Raw genomic sequence first — 11,374 nt, 5'->3', positions numbered from 1 at the left:
TTCCAGACCGGCGAGGAGTTCGAGGAGTTCCTCGGTGATGGTGGTGATGCGCTCGGTCTCCAGGGCGAGGAACTCCTCGAACTCCTCGCCGGTCTGGAAGGTGTCGTCCCAGCGGTTGCGCTCCAGCGTCTGCGCCCACTCGGGGGTGTCGTGCATCTCGGTGACGATCGCGGTCAGCTCGGCGCGCTCTTCCTCGGTGATGCCGGCCGGGGCCACGAACCCCCGCCAGTTGGGCAGGACCGCGTCGATGTCCTGCTCGGCCAGGGTGGGGACGTCGATGCCCTCGACGCGCTCGTGCGCGGAGACGCCCAGGGCGCGCACGTTGCCCGCCTCGATCTGGTCGCTGAACTCGTTGTAGCCGCTGATGCCCACGTCGACGCTGCCCGACAGCAGCGAGGTCAGCGCCTCACCGCCGCCGGAGAAGGCGATGTAGTTGACGTCCTGGGGGTCGACGTCGACGTCGGAGGCGATGAGTCCGGCCAGCAGGTGGTCGGTGCCGCCCAGGGAGCCGCCGCCGATCGCCATCCCGCCCGGGTCCTCGCGCCAGGCCTCGGCCAGGTCGCCCATGTCCTGGTACGGGGAGTCGTCGGGGACCACGACCACCTCGTAGTCGTCGGCCAGCCGGGCGATGGGGGTGACGTCCTGCAGGTCGTGCGAGGAGTTGTTGACGATGATGCTGCCGATCATGACCGTGCCGGTCACCATCAGCATGTTGGCCCGGCCCTCCTGGCGGACCGCCTGGGCCAGGCCGATGGTTCCACCCGCGCCGGGAACGTTGACCACCTGGTTGTTGGCGACGATCTCTCCCTCGCGGAAGGCGTTCTGCGCCTCGCGCCCCACCAGGTCCCAGCCGCCGCCGGGCGCGGCGGGCACGATCGTGGTCAGTCGGCTGCGTACGGCCTCGGCGCCGTCGCCGCCGGTCGACGAGGCGTTGACCGCCGCGGCGCCGATGACGACGGCCGCGGCGACCGCGCCGCCGACGCGCAGAATGCGCTGGATGCTCATGGGGTGGCTCTCTCCGTTGCTGCGGGTCCGCGGTGCGGGCGGGCGCTCGCGGGCCGACGGACCGCCCGAGGCGGGAGCGTGGCGGCCGTTACACCGCTCCGTGGCGCCGGTCGCATCCGCACCGGTTTCGAGAGCATGACCCACGGTTTGCCGACCGGTAAATCTTCTGGTCGTTTTGAACACAGAGATTGTTGTGGTCGCCCCGGGTTTCCGCCCGAGGCAGCGGCCGCGATGGCGGGCGGACAACCACCCTGTCCCGCTCGCGATGCGCGCAATAGCCTCGTTTCACCCGACGGGAAACGGCCGGTCAACGGCCTGGGGCGGGCACGGGGCTGCGGCCGGGGGTTCCCGGCCGCACGGGCTCCGTGCGCCCTCCCAGCGGCGGAACCGGCAGGTCCGCGCGGTCCCGGAGGGCGCAACGCACCCGCGACCGACGAAGGACGGCCATGACGCTCCTGCTCGCCCACATCAGCGACCTGCACCTGGACGGGACCGACCGCACCACCGGGCGCGCCGCCCGGACCGCGGAGTACCTGCGCGGCCTGGCCCAGGCGCCGGACGCGCTCCTGGTCACCGGTGACATCGCCGACCACGCCACCGCCGAGGAGTACCGCGAGGCGGCCCGGCTGCTGGACCTGCCCTTCCCGGTGCTGGTCTGCCCCGGCAACCACGACGACCGCGGGCGGATGCGCGCGTCGCTGCTGGGCCGGGAGCCGTCCGACGCGCCTTTCAACCAGGTGCACGAGGTGGGCGGCGCGGCGGTGCTGACCTGCGACTCGACGGTCCCGGGCGAGGACGGCGGCCACCTGGACACGGCCACCCTGGTGTGGATCAACGAGACGCTGAGCGCCCTGCCCGACGACCGGCCCGCCCTGCTGGCCCTGCACCACCCGCCCGTGCGGGTCCACCACCCGCTGCCCGACTCCATGCGGCTGGACAACGCCGACGACCTGGCCGGGCTGCTGCGGGCCCACCCCCGGGTGGCGGGGATCCTGGTCGGGCACGCCCACACCGGCGGGGCGACCACCTTCGCCGGGCGGCCCCTGCTGCTGGCGCCCGGCGTGACGTGGACGCTGAGCATGCCCTGGGAGGGCGGGCCCGCGGCCAACCGCGACCAGCCCCCGGGTGTGGCCTTCCACATCCTGGACGAGGACCGGCGCCTGACCACGCACTTCCGCGCGGTGGTCTGAGTTCGGGCTGGGACCCCGCCGAGGCCCGGTCGATGGTCCACGACCGGAACCGGGCGGGTCGGCTCCTCGGGCGGTGACGAGAGCAGCCATCGGCTGGCCCGGTCCGGTCAGGGGAAGCGTTCTCGGCGCACCAAGGGGAGCTCCGATCAGAGGAGCATGGCCAGCTGGCGGCACTGGGCGACCAGGGTGCCCGTGCTGTCCCAGATCTCCATGTCCTCCTCGTGCAGGCCGCCGGAGACGTGCTTGGTGAAGACCCGGCAGGCCAGCCACCCCGGGGCGGGCCTGGCGCGCACGTGCACGCTCAGCTCGACGGTGATCGTCGCGAACTCGCCGATCTCCAGGACCGCGGGCGGAGCGAAGTCCACCATCGAGGCCAGCGCGTGGGTGTCGGGTTCGCGCCCGTCGGCGAAGCGCATCCAGAACTCGGCGTGCGGGCGGCCGTCCCTCCTGCCGTCCAACCAGCCCGGACGCCCGGGGTAGCGGTAGTCGACGCTGCGCGCGATGCCCAGGCCCTCGGGGTTGTCGAACTCGGGCGGAACGGGGCAGTCCTCGGGGACGGGCAGGCGCGGGGGCTCGTCCAGGGTCAGCACGCGGGCCGAGGGGTCGGGGGACAGGTCGCCGTAGGTGGCGGTGGCGCGCAGGATCTCCTTGCCGCCCTGCTCCAGGCGGACCTGGCCGGTGGCGGTGCGGCGCCCCTCGCGTACCACCTCGGTGCGCGCGGTGGCCGCGCCGGGGGCGGCGGGGCGCAGGAAGAACGCCGAGACGGCCAGGGGGTCGGGCTGGCTCAGGTTCTGGCGCAGCGCGTTGAGGGCGGCGCCCAGGACGTAGCCCCCGTTGGGGTGGGAGGTGAAGGTGGTCCAGGCGTCGGTGAGGGTGGCGGCGAACTCGCCGTCGGCCAGTTTCTCGACGCGGGTGTCCCGGTCGAACCGGAAGTCCTCGGTGGTGCGGTCAGGGCTCATGCCCCCAGATGTTACCGGCGAGTAAGGCCCGGTGGTGGACGCGGGACGGCCCGTCCGGGGAAAGTGGTTGACCCTGACGCGGCGTCAGGCCCTAGCTTCGGGCACACGTCACCACCAGCGAGGAAGCACCAGGACAGATGGGACACACCGTCGGCGAGGCCGCCCGGATGAGCGGGCAGACCGTCCGGACCCTGCACCACTACGACCGGATCGGACTGCTCGTTCCCGCCGAACGCACCCGGGCGGGTTACCGCAGCTACAGCGACCAGGACCTGGAACGGCTCCGGCAGATCCTGACCTACCGGGAACTGGGCTTCGGCCTGGACCGGATCGCCGCCCTGCTCGACGACCCCGCCGCCGACACCCGCGCCCACCTGGCCCGTCAGCACCGGCTGGTGACCGAACGCATCGAACGCCTGCGCACGATGGCGCGCGGCATCGAACGCCTGATGGAGGCCGACACCATGCAACTCGACCTGACCGCCGCCGAACGCCTCGAACTCTTCGGCGACTTCGACGTGGACGCACACTCCGAGGAGGCCCGCCGACGCTGGGGCGGCACCGAGGCCTACGCCCAGTCCCAGCGCAGGGTCGGCTCCTACACCAAGGCCGACTGGGAGCGGCTCAACGCCGAGGGCGAGGAGATCTACCTGGCCCTGGCCGCGGCCATGAACGACGGGCAGGCGCCCGACAGCCCCGCCGTGATGGACCTGGCCGAGCGGCACCGCGCCCACATCACCCGCTGGTTCTACGACTGCACCACCTGCGTCCACCGGGGACTGGGACGGCTGTACGTGGACGACGAGCGCTTCACCGCCACCGTCGACGCCCACGCCAAGGGGCTGAGCGTGTACCTGCGCGAGGCCTCCGCCGGATGAGCATGCGAGAGCGGGGTTCGCACGCTCCACTGTCTGTCTAGGAACGGTCCGCTACCAGAGCTGGTCCACGATGATCTCGGCGTCGTCGACCTGGTGCTGGTACCGGTCGGGGTAGGCCGAGCGCTGCACGTCCTGGGCGACCTCGCCCAGGGGGGTGTCGTCCCAGCTGCCCTCGGGGTAGACACGCTCGAGCTCGTCGAAGAAGGCGTTGGTGGCCCAGGTGGGGTCGAGACGGTCCTTCTGCGAGCCGTAGTGGTCGCGCTGCTGGAACAGGCCGACGCTGTCGCGGTCGCCCCAGTCGAGGTTGTCCAGGTGGGTCTCGACGATGGAGGTGGCCACCGCCATGGCGGCGGCGTCCTCGCCCAGGTCGCGGTCCTTGGCCGCGTCGACCATCGCCCGGGCGTTCTCGACGTGCTCCTCGGTCATGTGACCGGCCATGTCATCGTTCAGCTTGTCGTTGAGGGTGTCGGCGATCTCCTTGGCGGAAGCCGTGTCCGCGGCTGCGGCGCCCGGTCCGGCCAGAAGCAGCCCGCCGGTGATGAGCAGGCTGGAGGTCGCGGTAAACGTCAACTTGGGTATCGATCGCATAAAGTTCACTCGTGCAACGTATGCGCTGGTCAGGGCTTTGAAAAGTGTTTGAAACCACTTGGGTCTGGTGGGAAAGACAACACCAAGCCCGAGCAACCCCCTGGTCAGTCGGCATGGGGCCGCTTCCGGGCCTCTCCGGCGTCCTGCGGCGGGCCGGACCAGCGCGAACGTGACCGTGCCAACAGTGGGGCCCGAGCACACCCGGACCACACCGGCCGCCGAAAGCAGGAGGCCCGCGTAGCCGCGCCGCGACGCTCGCGGCGGGCGGGGCGGCCGGGTGACGGGCGGTAAAAAGCGCGCCGGAACCCGGCCGGACCGCGCGGACCGACTCCCGCACGCGCGCACGCGGGCCGCGCAGGTCGATGAGGTCGGTTCGCGGCTCGGCGCCGACGGCTTCGCGCGCACGCGGGGGCATGCCAGTCTGGTGGTCCCGCTCCCCGCCAACGGAAAGGGCCGCCCGTGCGCTGGACCGTCCACTCGGAGAAGCCCCTGTACACCGACCCGTGGATCGACGTGCGGGCCGCGGACGTCGAACTGCCCGACGGGCACCGGTTCGACCACCGGCTCATCCGCCGACCACCCGGGGCCGGTGCCGTGGTGCTCGACGGACGGGGCCGGGCGCTGCTGCTGTGGCGGCACCGGTTCATCACCGACACCTGGGGTTACGAGATCCCCATGGGCGGCGTGCACCCGGGGGAGAGCCCCGAGCGGGCGGCCGCGCGCGAGGTGCTGGAGGAGACCGGGTGGCGGCCGGGACCGCTGCGCCCGCTGGTGTACGTCCAGCCCTCCAGCGGGCTGACCGACAGCGAGCACCGCGTCTTCGTCGCCGACACGGCGGAGAGGGTCGGCGAACCCCAGGACGCCTGGGAGGCCGAGCGCGTGGAGTGGGTGGCGTTGGACCGGGTCCCCGAGCTGATCAGGCGACGCCAGCTGGTGAGCGGCACATCCATGAACGCGCTGCTGTATTTGTACGCCACCGGCCGGGACTGAGGGGGCGCACCGACTGCCCGGCGCTGAAGCCCTCGGCCAGCGCCACGTCGGGGGCACGGGGCGGGCGGCTCCCGGTAAACCCTTTTCCGTTCGCGCGGACCGGTTGCTACCGTGAACTCGTGCATCTACCTCTGTACCTCTGATCCGAGCCTGAGCGCCCGCCCCGCCTCCGCGTGGCCGCGGGTGCCCGACGTGTACACCGACCCGCTTCCCGGGTCCTTCCCGTCAGCTCGAAGAGCTCCCGCACACCCCGCCGCCACCGCGCCGGGCGGAGCTCTGTTCGGAGGAACAGTGACCACCCTCAACCCCAAACTCGTGCTGCCCGCCGGTGAACGGGCGCAACTGACCGCGAACGGCGTCCACATCGACCGCGGCGGCCGCACGGTCCTCTCCGGTGTCGACATGACCGTCACACCGCGATCCCGCTGGGGAGTCGTGGGCGAGAACGGCCGCGGCAAGTCCACGCTGCTGCACGTCCTCGCCGGTGCGCTCGAACCCGACTCCGGGACCGTACAGCGCATCGGCACCCTCGGCGTCGCCGAACAGGAGATGCCGGCGACCGGCGGCCGCACCGTCGGGGACCTGGTCGACATCGAACTCGCCGACGCCCGCGCGGCCCTGGCCGCGCTCGACGCCAGCGCCGAGGGACTGGCCGAGGGCGATCCCCGGGCCGCCGAGGAGTACACCGCGGCCCTGAACGCCGCCGAGGTGCTGGACGCCTGGGACGCCGACCGGCGCGTCGACCTCGCCCTGGAGAACCTGGGCGCCGTCACCGACCGGTCCCGGCCGCTGGCGGAGCTGTCGGTGGGCCAGCGCTACCGCGTCCGGCTGGCCTGCCTGCTGGGCGCCTCGCACGACTTCCTTCTGCTGGACGAGCCCACGAACCACCTCGACGCCGCCGGGCTCGACTTCCTGACCGCCCAACTGCGCGGGCACGGCAACGGCGTGGTGCTCGTCAGCCACGACCGCGCCCTGCTCTCGGACGTGGCCACGACGATGCTCGACCTCGACCCGAGCCGCGACGGCAGGCCCCGCGTGTACGGCGGCGGGTTCGCCGGGTACCAGGAGGGACGGCGCGCCGAGCGCGAACGCTGGGCCGCCGAGTACGAGCAGCAGCGGGCCGAGCACGCCCGCCTCACCCAGGACCTGTCCGAGGCGCAGAACCGGCTGGTCAGCGGCTGGCGGCCGGACAAGGGCACCGGCAAGCACCAGCGGGCGACCCGCGCGCCCGGACTCGTGCGCTCCGTCCACCGTCGGCGCGACGACCTGGAGGCGCACGCGGTCACCATGCCGCCGCCACCGCTGCGGTTCCGGATGCCGGAACTGGCGGCGCTGCCCGGCGTGACGCTGGTCAGGGCCGACGAGGTCACCGTCGCGGGGCGGCTGGACCAGCCGGTCACCCTGGCCCTCGACTCCGGTTCGCGACTGGTGGTCACCGGGGCCAACGGGGCGGGCAAGTCGACGCTGCTGTCGGTGCTCGCCGGGCGGATCGAGCCGACCGGCGGCGGTGTGCGCACCGCGCGCACCGCACGGGTGCGACTGCTGGCCCAGGAGTCGCCGCGGGCGGGGGCACGCCGTGCCCGCCAGGTGTTCGCCGCCCACCTGGGACGGCTCGTCAGCGAGGGCGTGCTCAGGGAGAGCGAGACGGTGTCGTTGAGTTCTCTGGGGCTGCTCTCGTCGGCGGACGTCAACAAGCCGTTGCGTGAGTTGTCCATGGGGCAGCAGCGCAGGCTCGACCTGGCCCTGGCGCTGGCGTCCCGGCCGCACGTGCTGCTGCTGGACGAGCCGACGAACCATCTCTCGATCGCCCTGGTCGACGAGCTCACCGAGGGCCTCGGCGCCACCGGGGCGGCGGTGGTGCTCGCCACCCACGACCGGCAGCTCCAGCGCGACGTCGCCTCGTGGGACCGGCTCACGCTGGCCCCGCGGGCGTCCGCGTCCGATCTGGTCGGCCAGTCGGCCGCACACGGCGGCGGCTGATCCGGTCGGTTGACGTGACGTGTGGGCCCGGCGGCGTTCCGCCGGGTCCTCCACGGCGGGTCGGCCGATCAGAGCGGCATTCCGTAACGGGCGGCGATCGCGACGGCTCGGTCGCGCAGGCAGGCGCGCAGCCACTGCGGGTCCAGGGCCTCCGCGTCCGTGGCGAGCTGCCACAGCGCCCATTCGGCGTGCCTCGCGTCCTGGAAGGTCAACTCCAGCCGCAGCCAGCCGTCCGCGTCGACTTCTTCGGCGCGGACGGCCAGCGCCGTACCCACCAGGTCCTCCCGCCGCTCCGGGGCCGCCCGCACCAACACGGTGACCTGGTCACCGCCGGTCCGGAACCGCGTGCTGCGCTCCTGCCAGACCCGGTCCAGGTCGATCCGCTCCGGCCGCTGCGCGGGTTCGGGGAGCTCCTCGGCTTCCAGGACCCGGGACAGCTTGTAGGTGCGGTCCTGGCCGGACCTGGTGGCCAGCAGGTAGCCCCGGTCGCGCACGGTGACCAGACCGACCGGGTCCACAGTGCGCCACTTCGGGTCCTGGTCCACAGCCGCGTAGCGGATGCGCAGCCTGTGCCCGTCGAACACCGCCCGCCGGATCACGGCCACCACGGTGTCGGGCACCTCCTCGACAGCCGGTCGACGCGAGAGCAGATCGGTCTCCGGGTCGATGAGCAACCGCTGGGCCGCACCGGCCGCGGTGGCCCGATCGCCTTCGGGCAGCGCGTCGACCACCTTGCGCATGGCCGAGGCCAGCGCCGCCCCGAGGCCGAACGCCTGCGCGCCCCGCCGCGATCCGGCGACCAGCAGGGCGAGCGCCTCGTCGTGGTTCAAGCCGGTGAGCTCCGTCTGGAAACCGGGCAGCAACGCGAAACCGCCGTGCCGACCGCGTTCGGCGTAGACCGGCACACCGGCCGCGGACAGCGCCTCGATGTCGCGCAGCACGGTGCGTGTGGACACCTCCAGCTCGCGGGCCAGCGTGGCCGCTGACAGCCGACCGCGCTGGCGCAGCAGCAGAACCAGTGAGACCAGCCGGTCAGCTCGCACACGAAGAACCTACCGGAATACATGACACAGGATGTCGTGATTTTCCAGGAGGCTTGTCAGCACGACGTCGAAGAACGCGGCCGCCGAGCCGATGGACGTACGTGCCTGTCGATGAACCGAACGGAGCTGATGTGGCGATGGAGCGAACGGTGGTCAACCCGTGGACGTGGTCGGTGGGGATGGGGTACAACCAGGGCGAGATCGTGTCCGGGAACGCCCGGACCCTGTACTGCTCCGGGCAGACCGCGATGAGCGGCGAAGGCGAGCCCCAGCACGCCGACGACATGGCGGCGCAGTTGGCGCTGAGCCTGGAGAACCTGGAGGCCGTCCTCGGCGAGGCTGGGATGTCCCTCGTGAACCTGGTCCGGCTCAACGTCTACACCACCGACGTCGACCTGCTCTTCCAGCACTACGGCGTGCTGGCGTCGCGGTTGGGCGCGGCCGGGGTCGCGCCGACCACCACGATGCTCGGGGTGACACGGCTGGCGATCCCCACCCTGATGGTCGAACTGGAGGGAACCGCCGTCGCGTGATGCGACCTCACCGCCTCCGCTGCCCGTACTGGTCGAACCGGCACGGACAGCGGAGGCGGGCGGTTTCCGGAGCACAGGGAACGGCAGCGCCACGGGACGCGTGTGGACCTTCGGCCCCGAGCGCGGTTCCCTTTAGCGGTGCCGTCCGGTCCGGCGGGCGGAGGCGCGGGCGCCGGGCGGGGCAGAACAGGCAAAACCCGTGGCACTCGACGGTCCGAGCGGGTTAGCGTGCGGGGTATGTCCACCCGCGACGGCTGGCGCACCCCGGAACTGGCCGAGACGATGCGCCTCATCCGCGCGGAGACCGACCGCGCCTGGGCCGAGGCGTGCGCCGAGTGGGACGCCGAGCCGGGCGGCGACGCAGAACGCGACCTGGCCGAGCTCGTGCTCTCCGACCCCGGTCAGTTCGCCTGGCGGGTGGTGGACGCGGCCATGGACCGCCTGGTCTGCCCCGAGTGCGGGCGGGCCCTAGGGTCGGGCGAACCGGGCTGCGGGCCCTGCGACCTGGCCGACGGGCACCGCTACCTGGCCCGGGAGCCCGACCGTCCGAACGTTCCCCCGGGCAACGAGCACGCGATCCGGGTCGGCTCGGTGGTCGTGCGCCAGTGGTACCGCTACCCGGCCAGGGCGGTGTGCGGCTGGGAGTTGGCCCTGCCCGAGATCCACCGGGGCTTCCTGCCGACCGGGGCGCAGGGGCGGGCGGCCAAAGCCCGGATCAACCGACTCACCGAACAGCAGCTGCGCACGGTGTCCTCCTACCGGGAACTGGAGGAGCTCACCGGGGGCGCGTGAGCGGACCCCGGGCCCACGCCCGTCCGGCCCCGCCGCTTCCCCGGCCGCGTGGCCGCGGCAGGCACACCCGCCCGCCGGTGGTCCCGCCCGACGCCTCCTCCTCCCGGGATGAGGAGGCGCGGGTCCCCTGCCCGCGCCTCCTCGCCCCCTCACGCGAGGGCCACCGGACTCAGCGCATCAGCGCCAGCTTCCCGGTGAGCTTGTTGACGGCGTTGCGCGCCCCGAAGACGGCCACCCCCACGTACTCCACGTCCTGGGGCTCGGTGACCGCGAGGGCGTCCAGGTACTCCACGTAGTCGCGGGAGCGGCGGGCCACCTCGTTGAAGCCCACCACCGTCAGGTCGCGCTCGTCGGCCCCGGCCTTGAGCGCGCGCAACTGCTCCGCCGAGGCCACCAGGGTCGGCACCGGGTGCGGGTTGAGCCCGGCGTGCAGGCCGCCGCCCGCGTCCTTGCCGTCGGCGGCCAGCGAGTTCTCCATCCGTCCGCCCAGCGCCAGGCCGAGCACCACCCCCGCGTTGGCGGCGAGCGCGGGCTCCAGGCCCTCGCGCAGGACGACGACGATCTTGGTGGACATCCCCATGGTTACCCCGTTCATATGGCTTGTGAACGGTGCAGAACCTAGCCATACGGTCGCGCTCATGGTTGCGGGACCGAATACTATTCGACCGAGAGGCTACCGTGGGGGCCATGGACGAACTTGATTCGGCGATCGTGCGCGAACTCCAGCAGGACGCGCGGCAGACCAACCGCGCCCTCGCGCACAAGCTCGGCGTGGCACCCTCCACCTGCCTGGAACGCGTGCGCCTGCTGCACCGGCGCGGGGTCATCCGGGGCTACCACGCCGACATCGACCCGGCCGCGCTCAACCGGGAGGTGGAGGCCTTCGTGTCGGTGCAGCTGCGCCCGCCCAGCCGCCAGGTCATCGAGGGCTTCAAGGGCGCGATGTTCGCCCTGCCCGAGGTGCTGGCGGTCTACGTCGTGGCGGGGGAGCAGGACTTCCTGGTGCACGTGTCCGTGCCCTCCCTGGACGCGCTGCACAGCTTCCTCATCGACCGGCTCACCCAGCGCCGCGAGGTGGCCAGCTTCCGCAGCCAGATCATCTACGACAGCGCCCGCAAGCACGTCGCCGCGCCCCTGGAGCCGCCGCAGTGAGCCGGAGCCCCCTCGCCGGGAACCGTGGACGGCGCCCCCGCGTCCAAGAACCGACACACGGCCACAAAGGGGACAGATGAACAAGGGCAAGAACAACAACATCGCACTGGGACTGGCGCTCGGCGTCTGCTTCGGCACCTCCTTCGGCCTGCTCATGGACAACCTCGCACTCGGTGTGGCGCTGGGCCTGTGCATGGGCGTCGCCTTCGGCGTGGCCACCGGCAAGAAGACCACCGACAAGGGCGAGTAGCCGTCGCCGGAGGC

13 protein-coding genes are annotated in these 11,374 nt (G+C 72.5%); 8 read left to right on the top strand and 5 right to left on the bottom strand.

The window, feature by feature from the left end; genetic code table 11:
- On the bottom strand, positions 1-1,005 hold a 1,005-nt coding region (locus DQW06_RS01975), incomplete at its 3' end, for a tripartite tricarboxylate transporter substrate binding protein (RefSeq protein ID WP_157983322.1).
- Between the two features lie 446 nt (positions 1,006-1,451).
- Between DQW06_RS01975 and DQW06_RS01970 the strand changes: the two genes are divergently transcribed.
- Positions 1,452-2,195, top strand: coding sequence for a metallophosphoesterase (locus DQW06_RS01970; protein ID WP_013153178.1), 744 nt, complete (start codon positions 1,452-1,454; stop codon positions 2,193-2,195).
- A gap of 146 nt (positions 2,196-2,341) precedes the next feature.
- On the opposite strand, the gene DQW06_RS01965 is transcribed toward DQW06_RS01970, so the two are convergent.
- Positions 2,342-3,154, bottom strand: a complete 813-nt coding sequence (locus tag DQW06_RS01965) for a thioesterase family protein (RefSeq protein ID WP_117197853.1) — start codon at positions 3,152-3,154, stop codon at positions 2,342-2,344.
- A gap of 137 nt (positions 3,155-3,291) precedes the next feature.
- Here DQW06_RS01965 and DQW06_RS01960 point away from each other — a divergent pair, with 137 nt between their 5' ends.
- Positions 3,292-4,032, top strand: coding sequence for a MerR family transcriptional regulator (locus DQW06_RS01960; RefSeq protein WP_117197852.1), 741 nt, complete (start codon positions 3,292-3,294; stop codon positions 4,030-4,032).
- Positions 4,033-4,083: 51 nt separating this feature from the next.
- On the opposite strand, the gene DQW06_RS01955 is transcribed toward DQW06_RS01960, so the two are convergent.
- A complete protein-coding gene (locus tag DQW06_RS01955) occupies positions 4,084-4,620 on the bottom strand; it encodes a hypothetical protein (protein ID WP_013153181.1) in 537 nt (178 codons plus the stop codon).
- 459 nt (positions 4,621-5,079) lie between these two features.
- Between DQW06_RS01955 and DQW06_RS01950 the strand changes: the two genes are divergently transcribed.
- Together DQW06_RS01950 and DQW06_RS01945 are read left to right on the top strand one after the other, a co-directional pair.
- On the top strand, positions 5,080-5,610 hold the full coding sequence (locus DQW06_RS01950; protein ID WP_013153182.1) for an NUDIX hydrolase: 531 nt from the start codon (positions 5,080-5,082) through the stop codon (positions 5,608-5,610).
- A 291-nt stretch (positions 5,611-5,901) separates the two neighbouring features.
- Positions 5,902-7,590 (top strand): ABC-F family ATP-binding cassette domain-containing protein, encoded by a 1,689-nt coding sequence (locus tag DQW06_RS01945; protein ID WP_117197851.1) that lies wholly within the window; start codon positions 5,902-5,904, stop codon positions 7,588-7,590.
- 68 nt (positions 7,591-7,658) lie between these two features.
- On the opposite strand, the gene DQW06_RS01940 is transcribed toward DQW06_RS01945, so the two are convergent.
- Positions 7,659-8,633 (bottom strand): YafY family protein, encoded by a 975-nt coding sequence (locus DQW06_RS01940; protein ID WP_071622121.1) that lies wholly within the window; start codon positions 8,631-8,633, stop codon positions 7,659-7,661.
- Positions 8,634-8,770: 137 nt separating this feature from the next.
- On the opposite strand from DQW06_RS01940, the gene DQW06_RS01935 reads away from it, so the two are divergent.
- Positions 8,771-9,166 carry a RidA family protein gene (locus DQW06_RS01935; protein ID WP_013153185.1) on the top strand — a complete coding sequence of 132 codons (396 nt, stop codon included), beginning with the start codon at positions 8,771-8,773 and terminating at the stop codon, positions 9,164-9,166.
- Between the two features lie 237 nt (positions 9,167-9,403).
- Positions 9,404-9,958, top strand: a complete 555-nt coding sequence (locus tag DQW06_RS01930; protein ID WP_013153186.1) for a hypothetical protein — start codon at positions 9,404-9,406, stop codon at positions 9,956-9,958.
- Between the two features lie 169 nt (positions 9,959-10,127).
- Here the strand turns inward: DQW06_RS01930 and DQW06_RS01925 are convergent, their stop codons facing one another.
- On the bottom strand, positions 10,128-10,538 hold the full coding sequence (locus DQW06_RS01925) for a DUF2000 domain-containing protein (protein WP_013153187.1): 411 nt from the start codon (positions 10,536-10,538) through the stop codon (positions 10,128-10,130).
- 107 nt (positions 10,539-10,645) lie between these two features.
- Here DQW06_RS01925 and DQW06_RS01920 point away from each other — a divergent pair, with 107 nt between their 5' ends.
- Positions 10,646-11,110 (top strand): Lrp/AsnC family transcriptional regulator, encoded by a 465-nt coding sequence (locus tag DQW06_RS01920; RefSeq protein WP_036552214.1) that lies wholly within the window; start codon positions 10,646-10,648, stop codon positions 11,108-11,110.
- 76 nt (positions 11,111-11,186) lie between these two features.
- Positions 11,187-11,360: a hypothetical protein gene (locus tag DQW06_RS29105; RefSeq protein WP_013153189.1), complete on the top strand. Its 174-nt coding sequence runs from the start codon at positions 11,187-11,189 to the stop codon at positions 11,358-11,360.
- The last annotated feature ends 14 nt before the right edge of the window (positions 11,361-11,374 follow it).

The sequence above is a fragment of the Nocardiopsis sp. TNDT3 genome (assembly GCF_003427465.1).
GTDB classification, from domain to species: domain Bacteria; phylum Actinomycetota; class Actinomycetes; order Streptosporangiales; family Streptosporangiaceae; genus Nocardiopsis; species Nocardiopsis dassonvillei.
Note: the sequence above shows the minus strand (reverse complement) of the source record. Positions and strands in the feature narration are given on the sequence as shown.